Annotated in this window: 16 protein-coding genes; 15 read left to right on the forward strand and 1 reads right to left on the reverse strand. The window is 42.7% G+C overall.

All coding sequences use genetic code 11. The features are described 5' to 3' along the window. Positions 1 to 99 precede the first annotated feature (99 nt). From H8S07_RS14430 to H8S07_RS06910, 6 genes are all read left to right on the forward strand, one after another. Complete coding sequence (locus H8S07_RS14430) at positions 100 to 852, forward strand: response regulator (protein ID WP_330598528.1); 753 nt, start codon at positions 100 to 102, stop codon at positions 850 to 852. Between the two features lie 219 nt (positions 853 to 1071). Continuing rightward, positions 1072 to 3687 carry an ATP-dependent chaperone ClpB gene (gene clpB, locus H8S07_RS06890; protein ID WP_021859643.1) on the forward strand — a complete coding sequence of 872 codons (2616 nt, stop codon included), beginning with the start codon at positions 1072 to 1074 and terminating at the stop codon, positions 3685 to 3687. 11 nt (positions 3688 to 3698) lie between these two features. Continuing rightward, positions 3699 to 4928, forward strand: a complete 1230-nt coding sequence (locus tag H8S07_RS06895) for a DNA polymerase Y family protein (protein ID WP_117538216.1) — start codon at positions 3699 to 3701, stop codon at positions 4926 to 4928. Beyond that, positions 4925 to 5905, forward strand: coding sequence for an N-acetylmuramoyl-L-alanine amidase family protein (locus H8S07_RS06900; protein WP_118288746.1), 981 nt, complete (start codon positions 4925 to 4927; stop codon positions 5903 to 5905). The genes H8S07_RS06895 and H8S07_RS06900 overlap by 4 nt, the downstream gene beginning before the upstream one ends. Positions 5906 to 5907: 2 nt before the next feature. After that, positions 5908 to 7980 carry a VWA domain-containing protein gene (locus H8S07_RS06905; protein ID WP_186855735.1) on the forward strand — a complete coding sequence of 691 codons (2073 nt, stop codon included), beginning with the start codon at positions 5908 to 5910 and terminating at the stop codon, positions 7978 to 7980. A 208-nt stretch (positions 7981 to 8188) separates the two neighbouring features. After that, on the forward strand, positions 8189 to 9064 hold the full coding sequence (locus tag H8S07_RS06910) for a YitT family protein (RefSeq protein ID WP_117538219.1): 876 nt from the start codon (positions 8189 to 8191) through the stop codon (positions 9062 to 9064). Positions 9065 to 9239: 175 nt separating this feature from the next. On the opposite strand, the gene pepT is transcribed toward H8S07_RS06910, so the two are convergent. Beyond that, on the reverse strand, positions 9240 to 10457 hold the full coding sequence (pepT, locus tag H8S07_RS06915) for a peptidase T (RefSeq protein ID WP_117538220.1): 1218 nt from the start codon (positions 10455 to 10457) through the stop codon (positions 9240 to 9242). Between the two features lie 167 nt (positions 10458 to 10624). On the opposite strand from pepT, the gene H8S07_RS06920 reads away from it, so the two are divergent. From H8S07_RS06920 to pknB, 9 genes are read left to right on the forward strand one after another with little or no spacing between them, the layout of a single operon-like run. Beyond that, positions 10625 to 12085 carry a UDP-N-acetylmuramoyl-L-alanyl-D-glutamate--2,6-diaminopimelate ligase gene (locus tag H8S07_RS06920; protein WP_021859612.1) on the forward strand — a complete coding sequence of 487 codons (1461 nt, stop codon included), beginning with the start codon at positions 10625 to 10627 and terminating at the stop codon, positions 12083 to 12085. A 9-nt stretch (positions 12086 to 12094) separates the two neighbouring features. Next, entirely contained in the window at positions 12095 to 14323 is a 2229-nt protein-coding gene (gene priA / locus H8S07_RS06925; RefSeq protein WP_117538221.1) for a replication restart helicase PriA, read from the forward strand. A gap of 16 nt (positions 14324 to 14339) precedes the next feature. After that, positions 14340 to 14816, forward strand: a complete 477-nt coding sequence (gene def / locus H8S07_RS06930; RefSeq protein WP_021859614.1) for a peptide deformylase — start codon at positions 14340 to 14342, stop codon at positions 14814 to 14816. Continuing rightward, positions 14816 to 15748: a methionyl-tRNA formyltransferase gene (fmt, locus tag H8S07_RS06935; RefSeq protein ID WP_117538222.1), complete on the forward strand. Its 933-nt coding sequence runs from the start codon at positions 14816 to 14818 to the stop codon at positions 15746 to 15748. The genes def and fmt overlap by 1 nt, the downstream gene beginning before the upstream one ends. Positions 15749 to 15766: 18 nt before the next feature. Continuing rightward, on the forward strand, positions 15767 to 16468 hold the full coding sequence (locus H8S07_RS06940; RefSeq protein ID WP_117538223.1) for a zinc metallopeptidase: 702 nt from the start codon (positions 15767 to 15769) through the stop codon (positions 16466 to 16468). Between the two features lie 33 nt (positions 16469 to 16501). Further along, positions 16502 to 17812, forward strand: coding sequence for a 16S rRNA (cytosine(967)-C(5))-methyltransferase RsmB (gene rsmB / locus H8S07_RS06945; protein ID WP_118661099.1), 1311 nt, complete (start codon positions 16502 to 16504; stop codon positions 17810 to 17812). After that, the gene (gene rlmN, locus H8S07_RS06950; RefSeq protein WP_021859618.1) at positions 17805 to 18851 is read left to right on the forward strand and encodes a 23S rRNA (adenine(2503)-C(2))-methyltransferase RlmN; all 1047 of its coding nucleotides are present in this window, start codon (positions 17805 to 17807) and stop codon (positions 18849 to 18851) included. The genes rsmB and rlmN overlap by 8 nt, the downstream gene beginning before the upstream one ends. Continuing rightward, positions 18852 to 19595: a Stp1/IreP family PP2C-type Ser/Thr phosphatase gene (locus tag H8S07_RS06955; RefSeq protein ID WP_021859619.1), complete on the forward strand. Its 744-nt coding sequence runs from the start codon at positions 18852 to 18854 to the stop codon at positions 19593 to 19595. After that, the gene (pknB, locus tag H8S07_RS06960) at positions 19589 to 21700 is read left to right on the forward strand and encodes a Stk1 family PASTA domain-containing Ser/Thr kinase (RefSeq protein WP_186855736.1); all 2112 of its coding nucleotides are present in this window, start codon (positions 19589 to 19591) and stop codon (positions 21698 to 21700) included. The genes H8S07_RS06955 and pknB overlap by 7 nt, the downstream gene beginning before the upstream one ends. Positions 21701 to 21706 lie beyond the last annotated feature (6 nt).

The raw sequence follows: 21706 nt of genomic DNA on the forward strand, positions 1-21706 counted from the left end.
GGAAAGTTACAATGATAATTAACATTGCATTATGCGATGATGAGCAGGAATCATTAGATATACTAAAAAAGAATTAGACAAAGCAGCAGTGAAATTGATATATTGTTCTTGGATATAGACATGCCTGGTATTTCGGGACTGGAGATTGCCAAAAAGCTGCGTGAAGAAAATTCAGATATAATATTGATCTTTGTATCCGCACATGAGCAGTATGTATTTGAATCCATAGAATATAGTCCATTCAGATATATTAGAAAAAGCAGGATAGAAAAAGAACTGTTTCTAGATTTGAAAGCAGCCTATGCAAGGCTTGGAGAAATGCAGGATTCATATATTGTTATTAAAACAAGTGAAGCGGATGTTCGAATTAAGCATTCAGATATTATGTATTTTGAAACAGCAGCAAGAAAAGTTGGGGTCCACTTAAATAATGGAGAAATTTTAAATGTCAGAAAAACGATAAAAGAATTGGAAATATCAAAGGATAAAAAATATAGTTATAGAATCAATGAAGGAGAAAATACAGTTGAAATAATTGGTTACCTAAAGAAAAATGTGGATAGTTTACATATTCCGGAAAAAATAGATGGATTAAAAGTGACTTCGCTAGGAGAAGCTTCCTTTGCTTATCACGAAGAATTGAAATGTATTAAAGTACCGAAGACAGTAACAAGTATGAAGATGGCAGTATTTGGATCGAGTGTAAATCTTGAAAAAGTATATTTTGCAGGGGATGTGAAAAATATAGATGATTGGGCATTTGGAGATTTTGCGGGTACGATCGTCATTGAAAAAAATAAATGTACTAAATTATATAAATATGCTGTAGATAATAAAATTAGTATGGAATAAAATAATTGCAAAAGTTTGCGCATTGCACATGCAGAAGAATATTTGCAGACAGAAATCAAGCACAATTATTTTGACATCAATGTAGCAATGGTAAAAGTTACTTATGAAAAGGTTTAAGAATACTTTTTAAAACAATTAGCACTCGACTCTTGACAGTGCTGATAAAGTGTTGTATTGTTATATTGCAAGTAGAACAAGAGCAAAAAGGAGGTTGTCTTTATGAATATAAATAAATTTACACAGAAATCATTGCAGGCTGTGCAAGACTGTGAACGCATTGCATCTGACTATGGCAACCAGGAGATTGCACAGGAGCATTTGCTTTATGCATTATTAACACAGGATGACAGCCTGATCGCGAAATTGATGGAAAAGATGGGGCTCGATAAGAACCTTATTATTAATCGCGTGGAAGAGGCGATTACAAAACGCCCGAAAGTACAGGGTGGAAGACAGTATGTAGGACAGGATCTGAATAATGTTCTGATCCACGCAGAGGATGAGGCAAAACCGATGGGAGACGAATATGTTTCTGTTGAGCATCTCTTCCTCGCTATTATAAAATATGCAAGTAAAGATATGAAGGCACTGCTTCGTGAGATGGGTATCAGCCGGGAAGGATTCCTGCAAGCATTATCTACTGTGAGAGGCAATCAGAGGGTAACAAGTGATAACCCGGAAGATACTTATGATACGTTGAATAAATATGGTTCTGATCTGGTAGAGCGGGCAAGAGAGCAGAAACTGGATCCGGTGATCGGACGTGACTCTGAGATCCGTAATGTAGTCCGTATCCTTTCACGTAAGACGAAGAACAATCCGGTCCTAATCGGTGAACCAGGTGTTGGTAAGACAGCAGTTGTAGAAGGACTTGCACAGAGAATTGTCCGTGGTGATGTACCGGAAGGACTGAAAGACAAGACAATTTTCTCACTAGATATGGGAGCACTTGTAGCAGGTGCTAAATATCGTGGAGAATTTGAGGAACGTCTGAAAGCAGTTCTGGAAGAAGTGAAAAACAGCGATGGACGAATTATCCTGTTTATTGATGAGTTGCATACGATTGTCGGCGCTGGTAAGACGGACGGTGCAATGGATGCAGGAAATATGTTAAAACCAATGCTTGCCAGAGGTGAACTGCATTGTATCGGTGCAACAACACTGGATGAGTATCGTCAGTATATTGAAAAAGATGCGGCACTGGAACGTCGTTTCCAGCCGGTTATGGTAGAAGAGCCGACAGTGGAAGATGCAATTTCCATTCTGCGAGGACTGAAAGAACGATATGAAGTATTCCATGGAGTGAAGATCACAGATGGAGCACTTGTTGCAGCAGCAACACTCTCAGATCGTTATATTTCCGACCGTTTTCTGCCGGACAAAGCGATCGACCTTGTAGATGAAGCATGTGCCATGATCAAGACAGAACTAGATTCCATGCCTGCAGAACTGGACGAATTACAGCGTAAGATCATGCAGCTTGAGATAGAAGAAGCAGCTCTTAAGAAGGAAGACGATCGGTTGAGCCAGGACAGACTTGTACATCTGCAGGAAGAACTGGCAGAGCGCAGAGAAGAATTTGCAAGTCGTAAAGCACAGTGGGACAATGAGAAAGTCGGCGTTGAACGTGTGCAGAAGATCCGTGAGGAGATTGAGCAGATCAACAAAGAGATTGAGAAAGCACAGCATTCTTATGACTTGGAGAAGGCTGCAGAACTGCAGTATGGTAAGCTGCCACAACTGAAGAAACAGTTGGAAGATGAAGAAGCTAAAGTAAAAGATGAAGACCGCGATCTGGTACATGAAAGTGTTACCGATGATGAGATTGCGAAGATCGTATCCCGGTGGACAGGTATTCCGGTTGCCAAATTAAATGAGAGCGAGAGAAGCAAGACACTGCATCTGGCAGATGAGCTGCATAAACGTGTCATCGGTCAGGATGAAGGTGTGGAACTTGTAACCGAAGCAATCATCCGATCCAAAGCCGGAATTAAAGATCCAACCAGACCGATTGGTTCGTTCCTGTTCCTTGGACCTACCGGAGTCGGTAAGACAGAACTTGCAAAGACACTTGCAGAGAGCCTGTTTGATGATGAGAATAACATGGTGCGTATCGACATGAGTGAGTATATGGAGAAATATTCCGTATCCAGACTGATCGGAGCGCCTCCGGGATATGTCGGATATGATGAAGGTGGCCAGCTTACCGAAGCTGTCAGAAGAAAACCTTACTCAGTTGTACTGTTTGATGAGATTGAAAAAGCACACCCGGATGTATTTAATGTATTATTGCAGGTGTTGGATGATGGACGTATTACGGATTCCCAGGGACGTACTGTAGATTTTAAGAATACAATCCTGATCATGACATCCAATATTGGTTCCCAGTATCTGCTGGATGGAATTAATGAAGATGGAACGATCAAACCAGAAGCACAGGAAATGGTTATGAATGACCTGCGTGCACATTTCAGACCGGAATTTTTGAACCGTCTGGACGAGACGATTTTATTCAAACCATTGAACAAAGATAACATTTATCATATAATTGACTTACTTGTAAAAGATGTAAACAGACGTCTGGCAGACAAAGAGATTTCCCTTTCCCTGACAGAAGCTGCAAAGAATTATGTAGTGGAAGGTGGTTACGATCCGACTTACGGAGCACGTCCGCTGAAGAGATATTTGCAGAAGCATGTTGAGACACTGGCAGCAAAACTGATGCTGGAAGGTGAGATCCGGGCAGGTGAGACTATTGTGATTGATGTTGAGAATGAAAAACTTGCTGCGCATATTCAGGAATATATGCAGGTGGTACCAGAGTCTGACTTATAAGGAGCGATAAGATGCCACGGATAATCTTCCATATAGATGTGAACTCTGCGTATTTAAGCTGGAGTGCAGTGGAACAATTGAAGAATGGAGCGGAGACGGATCTGCGTAAGATACCGGCTATCATCGGAGGCGACAGAGCTTCCAGACATGGAGTCGTGCTTGCCAAATCCATTTCCGCTAAGAAGTATGGCATCCGCACAGGGGAACCCGTTGTGGATGCCATTCGTAAGTGTCCGAATCTTGTGATCGCACCGCCGGATCACAGACTCTATTCGGATTACAGCAGAAAATTGATGACATTTCTGCGCGGTTATACGGATCAGATCGAACAGGTCAGCGTAGATGAGTGTTATATGGATTTTACAGAGAGCGCGCCGCGTTTTTTCTCACCGATGGAAGGCGCTTTAGAGATTAAAAATGAAGTCCGCAGACAGTTTGGATTTACTGTGAATGTTGGAATATCGGAAAATAAACTGCTGGCAAAGATGGCATCGGATTTTGAAAAACCGGATAAAGTACATACGTTATTTCCGGATGAGATTAAGGAGAAAATGTGGCCGCTTCCAATCGGAGAACTTTTTATGGCGGGCAGGTCGAGTGTGGAATATTTACAGAAGCTGGAGATCCGCACGATCGGAGATCTGGCACAGATGAATCCGGAACTACTGGAGATACATCTGAAAAGCCACGGGCGCAAACTATGGGAATTTGCCAATGGTATGGACAATTCGCCGGTAGAACCGGTACGTCAGGAGGCAAAAGGAATTGGCAACTCTATTACACTGCCGCAGGATGCAAAGACAGAAGAAGAGGCGTGTGAAGTGCTGGGAAAACTGGCAGGAAGCGTAGGAAGGAGACTCAGGAAAGCTGGGCAGAAAGCCGGAATGATCAGTGTGGAGATTAAGTATTATAATTTTGAAAATAGTTCCCACCAGACACAGCTGGAGAGAGCAACCAATGAGGATGCCAGAATTTACGAGACAGCAGCAGAATTATTCCGGGAAATGTGGAAAAAACAACCCATTCGTCTGCTGGGAATCCGAAGTTCCAAGTTGACGGATGCGTCTGCACCAGAACAGCTTACCATATTTGAAGTACAGCCGGAGATGGAGAAAAGGAAGAAAGCCAGTGAAAAGAAAGCAAAGCTGGAGCAGGCTTTAAAGGAAATACGTGGAAGATATGGAGAAGAAGCCGTGATCCGCGGCAGTAATATGGAAGAAAAGCGGGAAAAAGAAAAATGATGAAAAAAAAGATTTTTGCAGCAGTGGGAATGTTATTGCTTGTGATCGGACTATGTGGAGCAAAAAGCTATATGAGACAGATGAAAATAAGAGAGAATGAAGAAGTACAGAAAATAGAAAAGCAAAAAGAAGTGGCACAGGAAAGAAAAGAAGCAATGGAGCAACGAAAAAAGCAGGAAGAAGAAAAAAAACAGAAAGCAAAAGAACAGCAGAAAATAATAAAAAGACAGAAAAAGATACAGATCTGTATTGATCCGGGGCATTATTCAAAAAAGAATGAAGTCTATGAAAACGGAAAAGTTGTTTACTGTGAAGGCAATTTTACATTGCAGGTGGCAAAAGAACTGAAAAAGATACTGGAAGAACGATATGGGGTGATTGTACATTTGACACGTACCAGCGGCAATATCTGTATCAACGGATACGAGAATCTGGCACTGGATTCCGGAAAGATCAGCCTGCGCGGTGAGGCGGCAAAAGGCATGGATCTCTTTATTTCACTCCATACGAATGCTAATCTGGAACATGCCAACGGTGTGGATACGAACAGACAGCCAATTGGCATTACAAAGCCAATTGTGATTGTTAATACTGTTGCAATGGAAAGTAAACAGGCACTTAGGGTGGCAAATGCAATCGGAACCAGTCTGGCAGTTTCCAATGCAAAATTAGGAATCAGCACACAGGAAAAGTTTCACACAGTAAGTGGAAAAGATGATATACTGAACTGGACAGATGCCTATAATGATAGTGTGGATAAAGAAGGAACGGTCTGTGCCCGTCGTGGAAATAATGGTGATTATTACGGCGTATTAAGGGGCGCATCGAATGTTGCGGTACCGGGAATGATCGTGGAGCATGGTTTCCATACCGTACCGAAGATGCGTAAGCTGGCAGCAGATGGAACGCTGGCAAAGGAATGGGCAGAAGCAGATGCGAAAGGAATCGCAGAAGGAATGAGATTGGAGGAGGAATAACAATGTTTTGTGCAAATTGTGGCTCTGAGCTGGAAAAGGGTGCCAGATTCTGTCCGGAATGTGGTGCACCGGTAGAACCGGTACAGCCGGAGAAAACCGTACAGAATCCGGGAAATACACAGGCATCCGGACAGATACCACCAGCAGGTGGAAGAACAACATCCGGACAGACACCGGCATCACCGAAGAAGAATCAGACAGTTATTATTGCAGCGGTTATCGCAGCAGTTGTATTGATTATCGGTGGCGGCTTATTATATGGGACGGTTGGTCTTGCATGGCAGAAGAACAGTGCAGTGTCAAAGATTGAGAAAGCCGGTCTTAAAGATTATCAGTCGGAAGAAGCAAGGCTGGCAGCAGAATGGGAGAATCTTGGTGTACTGGATTTTGGCGGTAAAAGAGCTGTTGTTAAAGAACTGAAAGAACTTAAAAAAGGTGTGGATGCATTTCAGGACTGTGCGTCAGAACTGTCAGAGATGGAGAAAGAGAAAAAACAGTATGATCTGGATTCTGAAAGTTACAGCGCATATGAAAGTGCATTAAAAGAATGTCGCAGTGCAATTAAGAAAAAAGAAGGCAAAAAGACACAGACAACTTATAAGAATGCTGTGAAAGCATTGGAAGCATTAAAAAGCGCAGATGACCAATATATTTCTGATCAGGTATCTATGTATGAAAATGTAGATCTTTCCGAGGCATCGTCCAAAGAAGTAAGCAGTTATAAGACGATTTTAAAAGAGATTCAGAGCCTGACAAAAGAAAAGACGAGAAATTACAAATCTATCCAGAAAACATTTGCAAAGATGGATCAGGCAATCTATCTGTATATCGATCCGAAGAATCCGCTGGATGTTACAGTTCAGCAGGTGGATGCGTCTGCATTTCCGAAGATCCGTCTGTATCTGAGTGTGAAAGATGGCAATACCGGAGAAGTACCGAAGAAGCTCAGTAATTCGCTTTTCTATATTAAGAAAAAAGATGCAAATGCAAAATATGTGAAGCAGATAATTACTTCTGCCGGACAGTTAAATGAAAAAGAAGCGCTGAAGGTAGATATGGTTGCAGATGTCAGCGGAAGTATGGATGGTGGACCGCTGGATGAAGCAAAACAGATCATGTCAGATTTTGTAAACAGTGTGCAGTTTGACGCCGGAGACAAAGTGGAACTTACATCATTCTCTACAGGAGTCTGCCTGGAACGGAAATTTACCGATGATGCCAGCGATCTTGTGAACTGTATTAACCAGTTGCAGACAGAAGAAGAGACCAGTCTGTACGATGCTTTATATACTTCCGTAGAACGTGTTGCGGCGCAGAATGGAGCCAGATGCGTGATCGCATTTACTGACGGACAGGATAATCACAGTAATTGCAGCCCGGATACCGTGATCCGGACAGCAAACCGTTATCATGTACCGATTTTTATTATCGGAATCGGAGGTTATGATTACAATGATGCAAGATATATTGCGGAACAGACTGGTGGAGCTTATTATAGTGTTACAGATGTAAATGGCATGAAGAGTATTTACGATCAGGTTTATGAAATGGAAAAACAACTTTACATGGTTGAGTTTGAAGACAAATCTGACATGAAGCTGGAAAGTAAAGCAGATATCGAAGCAGGATATAAGAGTGTGGAATATGGCGGCTCCTGCAAATACAGCTATACACCGAATGTATTGTTAAGCGCCAAGAGTGCAGATATTTATAAGGATGGACCGGAGGCGGTTGTGGAAGGTTATCTGAAGAATTTTGCAGAAGCAATGAATACAAATGATTTTTCAAAGATTTCCGGATATCTGAAGAATGGAAGCCCGATTTACAAAGAACAGGAGAAATATGTTCAGCGTAAAATTTCTGAACAATTGGATTCTTATGAACTGACAGATGTAAAATACAGCGGTAAGAATAAGTGCAAGATTTCTACAAGAGAGACTTATTATGTGCAGGTGGCAGGTAAACCGCTGCAGCTTATGACACAGGAGTGTACTTATGTGCTTGAGAAAAATGGAAATGACTGGGAGATGACATCTTTCGCAGATATTAAAGTTACAGACCGGATCAATCAGTAAATGCCTGTCTGGCACGAAGATTGCAGAGGATGGAAGAGGAAACTCTGAAATGAAAATATTCAAAACAGGGTGTTGACAAAGTTAAAATCCAGGGATATAATGTGAAACATAAGAGCAGTTGCGAATTATATTTTTATAGTTTGCAGCTGTTTTTTTGTCGTTTTGACGTATGGAAGAAAGATATAAATTCAGATGGGAGGTTATCAAAATGAAAAAAATGAACTGGAAAGAATTGATGATTGATGTTTTGGTGGATATTGTAGCGGGTATGATCATTGCAATCGGTATTTACAATTTTGCTTTAAATGCGAATTTTCCGGTAGCAGGATTTTCTGGTATTGCGATTATCTTATATCACCTGTTTGGTATCCCGGTTGGAGCCGGTACAATTTTGTTAAATATCCCGGTTTCAATTTTATGTTATAAATTCCTTGGAAAGAAGTTTTTCTTTGTTTCAGTAAAAACAACGATCATTTCGTCCCTTTTAATGGACTATGTAGCACCGCTGCTTCCGGTATATAACGGCAACAGACTGCTGGCAGCATTATGTATGGGTGTGCTTTGTGGAATCGGTTATGCGATGATCTTCATGCGCGGTTCTTCCACAGGCGGACAGGATTTCATCAGCGTTTCTATTAAACAGGTAAAACCGCACATGACACTGGGCGTGATCACATTTGCACTTGATATTACAACAATCATCCTCGGAACAGTTATCGTATTCAAAGACGTAGACGGACTGATCTATGGTGTGATTGTTACTTATCTGATGGCAACTGTAATGGACCGCATTATGTATGGTATTGATGAAGGAAAGATGACACTGATTGTAACAGAACGTGGAGAAGAGCTTGCAAAAGAGATTGATGCATATTCAGGAAGAGGTTCCACAATCTTAAAAGGTATGGGAAGTTATTCCAAAGCAAATAAAGATGTTGTTATGTGTGCATGCAACAACAAGCAGATGTATTCAATTAAGAAACTTGTACATGAATTAGATCCGAAAGCATTTACCATTATTATGGAATCCAATGAAGTTGTAGGAGAAGGCTTCAAGGAAGAATTGCCGGATATTGATCTGTAGAAAATATTATATAAATTAAAAAAAGGAACTGTCGTAACAGATGGTTCTTTTTGTTTATACGAAGTCGAGCAGAAGTTAATCTGCTCGATTTATGGCGACAAAGCAATTACAATGAATAAGAGAAAAGGACCATCGCACGTTAGTGCAATAGCCCTTAATATAAATACAGATAGATTTATTTCGCGTATAATTTTACAACTTCAACAGCTACGTCAACTGTCTGATCCATACCTTCGACTGTGATGTGCTCGTACGGTCCATGGTATGCATGTCCACCGGTACCAAGGTTCGGGCAAGGAAGTCCTTTGAAGCTTAACTGGCATCCGTCTGTACCACCACGAATTGGCATTACAAGTGGTGTCACATCTGCATTCTCACATGCCTGTTTTGCATTGTCGATCAGGTGCATGCATGTCTCAATAATCTCAGCCATGTTGCGGTACTGCTCTGTGATCGTGAGAGTAACAGTGCCTTCGCCCCATTTTTCATTCAGATCTTTTTCAATCAGGCGGAGTGTTTTCTTCTTAGCTTCAAAAAGTAATTTGTCATGATCTCTGACAATATAATGAAGCTCTGCTTCTCCGACTTCACCTTTCATACTTACGAGGTGATAGAAGCCTTCGTAGTCTTCAGTTCCTCTTGGTGTCTCCATAGAAGGAAGTGCATTGTTGATCTCCATAGCTACAAGACTCGCATTGATCATTGTATCTTTGGAAGATCCCGGATGTACGTTGAATCCTTTGATTACGAAATCAGCTTTGCATGCGTTAAAGTTTTCATACTGGATTTCACCTTCTGTGTCTCCGTCCAGTGTGTAACCGTAGTCTGCATCAAAACGTTCTACATCGAAATGAGAAGCGCCGGTTCCAATCTCTTCATCCGGAGTAAATGCAACACGGATCGGTCCGTGAGGAATATTCTCTTCATTCAGATGTTCGATCATTGTAAGAATCTCGGCGATTCCGGCTTTATCGTCGGCACCGAGAACGGTTGTACCATCTGTTGTAATCAGTGTACGTCCTTTCAGGCTTGTAAGATGTGGAAAGTTCTGCACACTTAAGACAAGACCGCTATCCCCAAGTTTAAGATCCTGTCCGTTATAGTTCTCTGTGATAACTGGTGTGATATCGTGGTCACAGAAATCAGATACGGTATCCATATGAGCGATGAAACCGATCTTCGGTTTGTCTTCATATCCAGCTGTTGCCGGAAGTTTTCCATACAGATAACATTGGTCGTCCAGATAAACATCTACAAGACCAAGTTCTTTCATCTCTGTCTCCAGGATTCTTGCAAGGTCAAACTGACATGTGGAAGACGGAACAGTGTCACTGTTCTCATCACTAGGTGTACGGACAACAACGTACTTTAATAGTCTTTCATAAGCTTTCATAAGTTGATTCCCCTTTTCTTGTATATAGTTTCTGCAAAAGATTATAACACATTTGCAGGAAGATGGACAGGAAAATTATCCCGGAGCAGTTCTTGTACTGTAGTGGAAAATGTTTTATAATAAGGATTACGAAAAAAATGAATGAAATGATGCAGGAGGCACAACGCATGAAATTAACCAGTTTATTGGAACGTTTGGAATATGAAGTCCGTCAGGGAAGTGATGAGATCGAAGTGACAGAACTTGTCAACGATTCGCGCAAAGTGACGGAAGGCAGTGTATTTGTATGTATTAGCGGAGCTGTATCGGATGGACATACTTATGTAGAAGAAGTCGCCGGTAAAGGCGCAAAAGCAGTGATTGTAGAAAAGCCGGTAGAAGCACCGGAAGGAGTGACTGTTATCCATGTAGATGATACCAGATATGCGCTGGCACTGATGTCAGCGGCTTATTTTGGATATCCGGCAGAAAAACTGCATGTGATCGGAATTACCGGTACAAAAGGAAAGACAACGACAACATATATGGTGAAGTCTATTCTTGAAGCAGCCGGACATAATGTCGGACTGATCGGAACGATTGAGGCAGTTATTGGAGACAAGACAATTCCGGCGAATAATACAACACCGGAGTCCTTTACAATCCACAAATATTTTGCAGAGATGGTAGAGGCAGGTTGTGACAGTGTTGTAATGGAAGTTTCTTCACAGGGATTGATGCTTCACCGTACCGCAGGAATCCAGTTTGAGATTGGTATATTCACTAACCTTGGAGAAGACCACATCGGACCGAATGAGCACAAAGATTTTGAAGATTACAAACGCTGCAAAGGTATTTTATTTACCCAGTGTAATCTTGGAATTGCAAATGTAGATGACAAGTGGTACAAGGATGTATTTAAAAATGCAACATGCCGCGTGGAGACGTTCGGATTTTCAGAGGAAGCAGATTTAAGAGCAGTAGATGTGAAACACGTTTCAAGACCAGGATACCTTGGCATGCATTATCATGTAACCGGACTTCTGGACATGGATGTGGAAGTAGACATTCCGGGAGAATTCAGCGTATACAATTCTCTTACGGCAATTGCAGTATGCAGACATTTCAGAGTACCGGAGGAAGATATTAAGAAGGCATTAAAGGCTGCAAAAGTCAAAGGACGTGTGGAAATGATCAAAGTTGCGGATGATTTTACACTGATGATCGACTATGCGCACAATGCAATGAGTCTGGAAAGTTTGTTAAATACGATGCGCGATTACAATCCGGGACGTCTTGTAACCGTATTTGGCTGCGGTGGAAACCGTTCCAAGACAAGACGCTACGAGATGGGAGAAGTTTCCGGTAAATTATCTGATTTCACAATCATTACATCGGATAATCCACGTTTTGAAGAGCCACAGGATATTATCGATGACATTATTACAGGTATGAAGAAAACAGACGGCAAATATATAGCAATCTGTGACAGAAAAGAAGCAATCCGTTATGCAATCGAACATGGTCAGCCGGGAGATGTCATCATCATTGCCGGAAAGGGACATGAGACGTATCAGGAGATCAAAGGCGTAAAATATGATATGGATGATCGTGTGCTGATCCGTGAAGTATTAGAAGAACAAAAATAAAGGAGCAAGATGTACGCTGATATTATCATAGACATCACGCATGAAAAATTAGATAAAGTATTTCAATATAGCATCCCTTCCCGGTTAGAAGGGATGCTTGAGGTTGGAACAGAAGTTGTTGTTCCGTTTGGAAGAGGCAACAAAGAAACACACGGCTATGTTATCGCATTTTCGGAAAAGACAGATTATGATCCGGCAAAGATCAAGGAGATTACAGGAAAAGCGGAAGAAAGTATGGCAATTGAGGGGAAACTGGTTGCATTGGCGGCATGGATGAAGGAGCATTACGGCGGAACTATGATCCAGGCGCTGAAGACTGTTCTTCCTGTAAAGAAGAAAGAGAAGATCCGACAGAAGCGCACGGTGCACCTGCTTTTAGATGAAGAAGCCGGAAAGCGCCAGCTGGATATTTATCTGCATAAGAACCAGAAAGCAAGAGCCAGACTGCTGGCAGGACTTCTGGATCAGCCGGTACAGGAATACGAACTGCTGACGAAGAAACTGAATGTGACAGGTACCGTGATCCGCACGCTGGAAGAACAGAAGATTCTTACTGTTGAATATGAAGATATGCTGCGTAATCCGGTCGATTATCAGAAAAAGACTGGAAAGCAGATCGTTTACACCGAAGAGCAGGAGAGAGCGATCCGTACTTTCGTGCAGGATTATCAGGCAGGAAAACGAAAGACATATCTCCTTTATGGAATTACCGGAAGTGGTAAGACAGAAGTCTATATGGAAATGATCGAACAGATCGTAAAAATGGGAAAACAGGCGATTGTGCTGATTCCGGAGATTGCACTTACTTATCAGACGGTAATGCGATTTTATGGAAGATTTGGCGACAGGGTATCTATTCTCAATTCCAGATTGTCACCGGGAGAACGTTTTGATCAGTTAGAGAGGATCAGACGTGGAAAAGTCGATGTGATGATCGGACCAAGGTCGGCACTGTTTACACCATTTTCTGATCTGGGACTGATCGTGATTGATGAAGAACAGGAATCGGCTTACAAAAGTGAGCAGGTGCCAAGGTATCATGCCAGAGAGACAGCAGTTGCAAGAGCGACGATGGAAGGAGCGAGTGTCGTGCTCGGTTCAGCAACTCCTTCCGTGGATGCTTATTTTAAGGCGAAGCAGGGAGAATACACATTGCTGGAACTTACCAGAAGAGCGAAGGGACAGAATCTGGCAAGCGTATATACCGTGGATATGCGGGAAGAATTAAAAAAAGGAAACCGTTCCATTATCAGCGACCGTTTAAAAGAACTGATTGAAGACCGTTTACAGAAGCATCAGCAGATCATGTTGTTTTTGAACCGGCGCGGTTATGCGGGATTCGTTTCTTGCAGGTCCTGCGGATATGTAGTAAAATGTCCTCATTGCGATGTGTCGCTGTCGGCACACCGCGGAGGGAAATTGGTCTGTCATTACTGTGGCTATGAGACGAAGCAGATGAACCGGTGTCCCGAATGTGGTTCCGGTTATATCGGAGGCTTCAAAGCAGGCACACAGCAGATCGAGGAACTGATAAAAAGGATGTTTCCGCAGGCTGGCGTGCTTCGGATGGATCTGGACACAACAAAATCAAAGGACGGACATGAGAAGATCCTGGCTGCATTTGCAAACCATGAAGCAGATATTCTGATCGGTACACAGATGATCGTCAAAGGACATGATTTCCCGGAGGTGACGCTGGTAGGTGTGCTGGCAGCGGATCTGTCACTGTATTCAAATGACTATCAGTCGGCAGAACGTACGTTCCAGCTGTTGACGCAGGCAGCCGGCAGAGCAGGCAGGGGATCCGCCGGGGGCGAAGTTGTCATACAGACGTATAGCCCGGAGCATTACAGTATCCAGAGAGCGGCAGCTCAGGATTATGATGGCTTTTATGAAGAAGAGATCAACTACAGGAGTCTGATGGGGTATCCACCGGTGCATCAGCTTCTTGCAGTCTGGATGAGTGGAAGTGAAGAAGAGCATCTGAAGAAAGCGGCAGGATATTTAAAAGAATTTACAGAGCGGCTCAACCGGCAGAAGAAACTGGCGATTATCGGACCGACTGCTCCGTTTATTGAAAAAGTAAATGACAGATACCGACAGCTTATCTATATTAAAAGTGAAGAATACAAATTCCTGATCGAAGCAAAAGATCTTATGGAACAGTATATAGAGATGAATTCAGGCTTTCGAAGCCTTCGGATTCAATTTGATTTTAACCCAATGAGTACAATGTAAACAGGAGAGAAGAGAGATGGCAATTAGAAAAATCCGTGAGTTAGGCGATGAGGTCCTGACAAAACCATGTAAAGAAGTAACGAAGATGACACTTCGTACAAAGATTCTGATCAACGATATGTTAGATACGATGTATGAGGCGATGGGAGTTGGTCTTGCAGCACCGCAGGTCGGTATTTTAAAGAGAATCGTAACAATTGATATCGGTGAAGGACCGATCGTCCTTATTAATCCGGAGATTCTGGAGACTTCCGGTGAGCAGACCGGAGAAGAAGGATGCTTAAGTGTTCCGGGAAAAGCAGGACTTGTGACAAGACCGAATTATGTCAAAGTAAAAGCACTGAACGAAGACATGGAAGAGATCGTACTGGAAGGAGAAGAACTTCTTGCCAGAGCTTTCTGCCATGAGATCGATCATCTGGATGGTAAGATGTATGTTGACCTTGTGGAAGGCGGACTTCACGATGTGGAGCCATATGAGGAGGAAGTTTAATGAAAGTCATTTTTATGGGGACTCCGGATTTTTCCGTAGGAACATTAGAGGCACTCATTGAAGCGGGACACGAAGTGGCACTTGTCGTAACGCAGCCGGATAAACCAAAGGGACGCGGCGGCAAGATGCAGTATACACCGGTGAAAGAAGTGGCAGTTGCCCACAATATTCCGGTCTATCAGCCGAAGAGAATCCGCGAGCCGGAATGTATAGAAGAATTAAGAAAATACAATGCAGATATTATGGTGGTTATTGCATTTGGTCAGATTTTACCAAAAGAGATACTGGAAATGACACCGTACGGATGCGTGAATGTGCACGCTTCGCTGCTTCCGAGTTATCGCGGTGCTGCACCAATCCAGTGGGCAGTGATCAATGGAGAGAAAGTATCCGGTGTAACGACCATGCAGATGAATGAAGGGCTGGATACCGGAGATATGTTATTGAAAGTAGAGATTCCGCTGGATGAGAAAGAGACGGGCGGAAGCCTGCATGATAAACTGGCAGAAGCCGGAGCACGGTTATGCGTAGAGACATTAGATGCATTAAAAGCCGGAACGGTAACGCCTGAAAAACAGGGTGATAGCCCGACCGCTTATGCGAAAATGCTCGATAAGCACATGGGGAAGATTGACTGGAAGATGTCTGCAAAAGAAATTGAGAGACTGATCCGTGGACTGAATCCATGGCCGAGTGCGTATACGAGATGGAATGAGAATGATAAAGGAATGAAGATCTGGGAAGCAGAAGTAGCAGAAGGGCAGACAGGTAAGGCTGCCGGTACAGTAGTAGAAGTCGCAAAAGACGGATTCTTTGTACAGACAGGAGACGGACTTCTGAAAATCACTGCACTGCAGATCCCGGGGAAAAAGAGAATGGATGCGGCAGCATTTCTGAGGGGATATCAGATGGAAACAGGAACGGTTCTTTAATTTTAAGGAGGAATTACTATGTATTATCCAATGTTTTATGATCCAACATATATCCTTGTAATGATCGGAGTTGTTATTTGTCTTCTTGCTTCGGCAAAGATGAATTCGACTTTTTCAAAATATTCCCGCGTGCGTAGTCACTCGGGAATGACAGGAAAAGAAGCGGCAGAAGCGCTTCTTCACAGAGAAGGTATTTATGATGTAAGAGTGGAATATGTCGCAGGTAATCTGACGGATCATTATGATCCGAGATCAAAAGTACTTCGTTTATCCGATGCAACTTACCAGCAGACATCGGTTGCAGCAATCGGAGTTGCAGCTCATGAATGTGGTCATGCGATCCAGCATGCAAGAGGATATGCACCGCTGTCTATCCGTAGTGCGCTTGTACCGGTTGCTAATTTTGGAAGTTCGATCGCCTGGCCGCTTATCATCATCGGACTGATCATGAACAGCCAGACATCCCAGCTGTTTCTGAATCTTGGTGTGATTGCATTTTCAATGGCAGTATTGTTTCAGATTGTAACACTGCCGGTAGAGTTTAATGCGTCAAGAAGAGCACTTAAGATTCTTGGCAATACCGGAATGTTATATCCGGATGAAGTAAGAGAAACAAGAAAAGTATTGACGGCAGCAGCCCTGACTTATGTCGCAGGAGCAGCTTCCGCAATTTTACAGTTATTAAGACTGATCATGATCTCCAATTCTAGAAGAGACTGATCGGTATAGGACAAGATATGTAGGAGGACAGGTATGGCATCATCAGTAAGCAGCCGTGAACTCATACTTGAGACACTGCTTATGATCACAAGAGACGGGCAGTACAGTCACATTGCCTTAAAAAATGTACTGGATCAGTACCAGTATCTGGATAAAAAAGAAAGGGCTTTTATTACAAGAGTCGTCAACGGAACACTGGAGCATATGGTTGAGATTGATGCAATACTGAACCGGTTTTCCAAAGTAAAAGTAAATAAAATGAAACCGGTGATCCGTACGATCCTACGAAGTAGTGTTTACCAGATGCGATATATGGATAGTGTACCGGATCGTGCAGTATGCAATGAAGCAGTGAAAGTTGCAGCGAAAAGAGGATTTGTGAATCTGAAAGGTTTCGTCAATGGCGTCTTAAGGACGATAAGCCGGAACAGGGAAGACATACAGCTACCGGATAAGACAGATATGGTAGCTTATCTGTCGATTGTATATTCGCTGCCGGAGTGGCTTGTAAAACAGTGGCTTGCAGTATACGATGCAGATACAGTAGAGACGATGGGAAAGGCATTTCTGGAAAATAAAAAGACAACTATCCGCAAGAGCCCGAAAGCTGGTGACACAACAGAGTTTGTGAAGCGTCTGGAGACAGAAGGCGTTATCGTAGAACCGGAAACACAGATGAAGGATGTGTTTTATATTTCCGGATATGATTACCTGGAGAAATTACAGACTTTCCGGAATGGCGAATTCTATGTGCAGGATATAAGCTCCATGCAGGTAGCAGAATGGGCAGATCCAAAAGCCGGAGACGTGATCATCGACGTGTGTGCCGCGCCCGGTGGCAAATCCATTCATCTTGCAGAAAAACTGGATGGAACGGGCATGGTGGAAGCAAGAGATCTGACGGAATACAAAGTAGAACTGTTGCAGGAAAATATAGAGCGGAGCGGTCTTACGAACATTTGCGCCAGAGTGCAGGATGCGACGGTAAAGGATCCGGAATCCGTGGGAAATGCGGATATTGTAATTGCGGATCTTCCTTGCTCCGGACTTGGTATTCTTGGCCGTAAACCGGATCTTCGTTATAAGATGACACCAAAGATGCAGGAAGAGCTGGTTAAATTACAAAGAGAGATTTTAAAAGTAGTATGTGAATATGTGAAACCGGGTGGAAAGCTTCTTTACAGTACGTGTACCATTCATAAAGCTGAAAATGAAGATAATACAGCCTGGTTTCAAAAAGAACATCCGGAATTTCATTTGCAAAAAGAGAAGCAGATACTTCCGGGAATTGACATTGGAGACGGCTTTTATATAGCTATGTTCCAGAGGGAGAACCATGAGTAAAAAAGATATAGCATCTTATAATTATGAAGAATTAACAGAGGAAATGAACCGGATCGGTACAAAGTCTTTCCGCGGGAAACAGATTTATTCCTGGCTGCACGAAAAACTGGTGGATTCTTTTGAAGAGATGACCAATCTTCCAAAGAATCTCAGAGAAAAGTTGGATGAAGAATATGAGATCCGTCAGGTTTCGGTTGTAAAAAGACAAATTTCCAAAATGGATCCGACAGAGAAATTTCTGTTTGAACTGGATGACGGAAATATGATCGAAAGTGTTCTGATGAAATACAACTATGGCAATTCAGTCTGTATTTCATCGCAGGCAGGCTGCCGTATGGGCTGTCGTTTCTGTGCATCGACAATAGATGGACTGGAACGGAATCTTACAGCATCAGAGATGTTACGACAGATTTATGCGATACAGAAGATCACCGGGGAGCGGGTATCGAATATCGTAGTCATGGGAAGTGGCGAACCGTTAGATAACTATGATAATTTTGTACGGTTTGTACATATGATCAGTGATGAACACGGGCTTCATATCAGTCAGAGAAATATTACGGCATCAACCTGCGGAATCATCCCGAATATGTTGCGGCTTGCCGAAGAAGGACTGCAGATCACACTTGCACTTTCTCTGCATGGTTCTAATCAGGAGAAGCGTAAGAAACTGATGCCGGTTGCGAATAAATATGAACTGACGGACGTGCTGAAAGCCTGTGACGTTTATTTTGAAAAAACAGGACGAAGAGTTACATTTGAATACAGTCTTGTAAAGGATGTCAACGATCAGGACGAGGATGTGAAGGAGTTGGCAGCGATGTTAAAAAACCGGAACTGTCATCTGAATTTGATTCCGGTTAATCCAATCCGGGAACGTGATTTTAAGAAACCGGATGGCAAAAATGCCCGTGATTTCAAAAATAAACTTGAAAAAAACGGAATAAATGTTACTATTAGAAGAGAAAGAGGCTCAGATATTGACGGAGCCTGCGGACAGTTAAGACGACGTTATAAAACCGCGAAAAAGGAGAACTAGATGAAAATATATGCAATGACCGATGTGGGTAGAAAAAGAGAAGTCAATCAGGACTTTGTATATGTAACAGATAAACCGGTGGGACCGTTCCCGAATCTTCTGGTAGTCGCAGATGGAATGGGAGGCCATAAAGCCGGTGATTTTGCGTCTAAATATACAGTAAAAGTACTCCATGAAGAACTGGAGAAGACAGTGCTTAAGAAGCCGGAAGAGATCCTTAAGGAGATAGTAATAACTGCCAATCATGAGCTTATTAAAGCAGCGCAGTCGGATGTGAAATTGGAAGGAATGGGTACAACACTGGTTGTTGCTACTGTTATCGGTAATACATTATATTTTTCAAATGTAGGAGACAGTCGTCTGTATCTGATCAATGATAAGATCAAACAGATTTCCAAAGACCACTCTCTTGTAGAAGAGATGGTAAGACTTGGAGGAATCAAAGCAGAAGAAGCCAAGAATCACCCGGATAAGAATATTATCACAAGGGCGATCGGTGTGAAAGAAGATGTAGAAGCAGATATTTATGAATATCGTCTGAGAAAGGGAGACATCATTCTGATGTGTACAGACGGACTCAGCAACATGGTAGAAGATGAGGACATGTTTGACATCGTTAAGGGAGCCAGAGATATTGTTGAGGCAGTTCATATGCTGATAGAGAAAGCGAACAGTAATGGCGGGAGAGATAATATAGGGGTGGTTATGGCAGAGCCACTTGCAGATGAGGTGAGCGTATGGTAAAAGACGGAATATTTCTGGGTAACCGTTATGAGGTGCTGAGCAAGATTGGCGCCGGTGGAATGGCGGATGTATATAAGGGGAAAGATACGATGCTGAATCGCTATGTTGCGATCAAAGTATTGAAGAAAGAATATCGGGAAGATGAGAATTTCGTCCGTAAATTCCGGACAGAAGCGCAGTCCGCAGCGGGACTTCTGAACCCGAACGTTGTAAATGTCTATGATGTAGGCGAGGACCGGGGACTGTATTATATGGTTATGGAACTGGTCGAAGGAATCACGCTGAAAGAGTATATTGAAAGAAAGGGCAGATTATCTCACAAAGAGATTATCAGCATCGCAATACAGATGTGCACTGGTATCGGTGCAGCACATGCGGCAAATATCATTCACCGCGATATCAAACCGCAGAATGTAATTATTTCCAGAGACGGCAAAGTTAAAGTAACAGATTTCGGAATTGCAAAAGCTACTACATCGAATACGATCAGTACGAACGCAATGGGCTCAGTACATTATACATCACCGGAGCAGGCAAGAGGCGGATTCAGTGATGCGAAGAGTGATATTTATTCGATTGGTATTACGCTGTATGAGATGGCAACCGGTCAGGTACCGTTTGACGGAGATTCGACCGTATCTGTTGCAATGAAACACCTGCAGCAGGAAATCACACCGCCGTCAGAACTGGTTCCGGATATTCCGTACAGTCTGGAACAGATTATTTTAAAATGTACACAGAAAAACGGAGAACGCCGTTATCCGAATACAACACAGCTGATTCAGGATCTGAAACGTTCACTGGTAGATCCGGATGGAGATTTCGTAGTGATCCCGCCGCTTGGCAATGCCGACACCGTAATCATCACGGATGAAGAACTGGACGATATCCGTAGTGGTTATGATGATGATTATGACGACGAGGATTACGATGACAACAAAGGCTATGGCGATGATTATGATGATGAAGACTACGATGATGATTATGACGACAAAGGCTATGGCAGCAAAGGTTACGGAGACGATGATTATGACGATGATGTATATGACCGGAAAAAGTCCCGCAAGAAAAAAGGCGGCGAAGATGTAAATCCAGGTATGCGTAAGCTTATGAAGATTCTTATGGTTGTTGTCGTGATCATTATTCTGTTCGTTGTTGTCTTTGCAATCGGCAAAGCTACCGGTATCTTCAAAGGATTTAATTCCGGAGTTACAGCAGAAGAGACAGACAGCAAAGTAAAAGTTCCGAATGTTGTTGGAATGACAGAAGAAGATGCAAAAGCAGCGCTGAACAAAAAAGGACTTGGATGTCATGTCACATATGAAGAATCTGATAAATATGAAAAAGGTAAAGTCTGCGAGCAGAAGACAGAAGCCGGAACAAAAGTAGCGAAGAATACAAGAATTGATATTGTTGTATCTTCAAAGAAGATAGAAGATACGATCCAGATACCGGATGTATCCGGTATGGATGAATCCGAAGCGCAGCGCACACTGGAAGAAAAAGGTCTTACAGTTGGATCTTCCCAGTTTGTATATAGCAGCCAGTATGATGAGGGCGAAGTTATCGGAACAGATCCGGTAGCAGGAACAAGTGTAACCGCAGATCAGGAAGTGGTAATGAAAGTCAGCAAAGGCTCTGAGAAGATTTCTGTGCCAAGTCTTGTAGGCAAGACAGATTCGGAAGCACAGTCTGCGATCAAGTCAGCAGGACTGAAAGTTGGGACGGTTACTTACCAGTACAGTGATGAGACAGAAAAAGGCTACGTTGTGTCTCAGTCTCCGTACAGTGGTAACAAAGTAAATGCCGGATCAACAGTAAATATTGTTGTCAGCAAAGGAAAGAAACCGGAGGATAAGATCACTGTCCAGAATTTCAGTGGCAGTGATGAAGAAGAACTGTTAAGTTGGGCTTCTGAGAATGGACTGAATGCAAGCAAACAGCGGAGCGAGTACAGTAGTAATTATGAAGAAGGAACGATTATTTCCATGACTCCTTCTTACGGAAAAGTATCCAAAGGATCAACCATCCGCTATGTCTTAAGCCTTGGACCAAAACCGGAAAGCAACAGTGGAAACAATGACGGAAAACAGGGCGATAACTAGCAGATA

Origin of the sequence: Dorea hominis, assembly GCF_014287705.1 — a bacterium.
Lineage (GTDB): Bacteria > Bacillota > Clostridia > Lachnospirales > Lachnospiraceae > Dorea_D > Dorea_D hominis.

Coding starts and splice junctions, on each gene's coding strand:
- pknB (WP_186855736.1), top strand. CDS start 19,589: ATGGTAAAAGACGGAATATTTCTGGGTAACCGTTATGAGGTGCTGAGC.
- rsmB (WP_118661099.1), top strand. CDS start 16,502: ATGGCATCATCAGTAAGCAGCCGTGAACTCATACTTGAGACACTGCTT.
- priA (WP_117538221.1), top strand. CDS start 12,095: ATGTACGCTGATATTATCATAGACATCACGCATGAAAAATTAGATAAA.
- H8S07_RS06895 (WP_117538216.1), top strand. CDS start 3,699: ATGCCACGGATAATCTTCCATATAGATGTGAACTCTGCGTATTTAAGC.
- rlmN (WP_021859618.1), top strand. CDS start 17,805: ATGAGTAAAAAAGATATAGCATCTTATAATTATGAAGAATTAACAGAG.
- H8S07_RS06955 (WP_021859619.1), top strand. CDS start 18,852: ATGAAAATATATGCAATGACCGATGTGGGTAGAAAAAGAGAAGTCAAT.
- fmt (WP_117538222.1), top strand. CDS start 14,816: ATGAAAGTCATTTTTATGGGGACTCCGGATTTTTCCGTAGGAACATTA.
- def (WP_021859614.1), top strand. CDS start 14,340: ATGGCAATTAGAAAAATCCGTGAGTTAGGCGATGAGGTCCTGACAAAA.
- clpB (WP_021859643.1), top strand. CDS start 1,072: ATGAATATAAATAAATTTACACAGAAATCATTGCAGGCTGTGCAAGAC.
- H8S07_RS06940 (WP_117538223.1), top strand. CDS start 15,767: ATGTATTATCCAATGTTTTATGATCCAACATATATCCTTGTAATGATC.
- H8S07_RS06920 (WP_021859612.1), top strand. CDS start 10,625: ATGAAATTAACCAGTTTATTGGAACGTTTGGAATATGAAGTCCGTCAG.
- H8S07_RS06900 (WP_118288746.1), top strand. CDS start 4,925: ATGATGAAAAAAAAGATTTTTGCAGCAGTGGGAATGTTATTGCTTGTG.
- H8S07_RS06905 (WP_186855735.1), top strand. CDS start 5,908: ATGTTTTGTGCAAATTGTGGCTCTGAGCTGGAAAAGGGTGCCAGATTC.
- pepT (WP_117538220.1), bottom strand. CDS start 10,457: ATGAAAGCTTATGAAAGACTATTAAAGTACGTTGTTGTCCGTACACCT.
- H8S07_RS06910 (WP_117538219.1), top strand. CDS start 8,189: ATGAAAAAAATGAACTGGAAAGAATTGATGATTGATGTTTTGGTGGAT.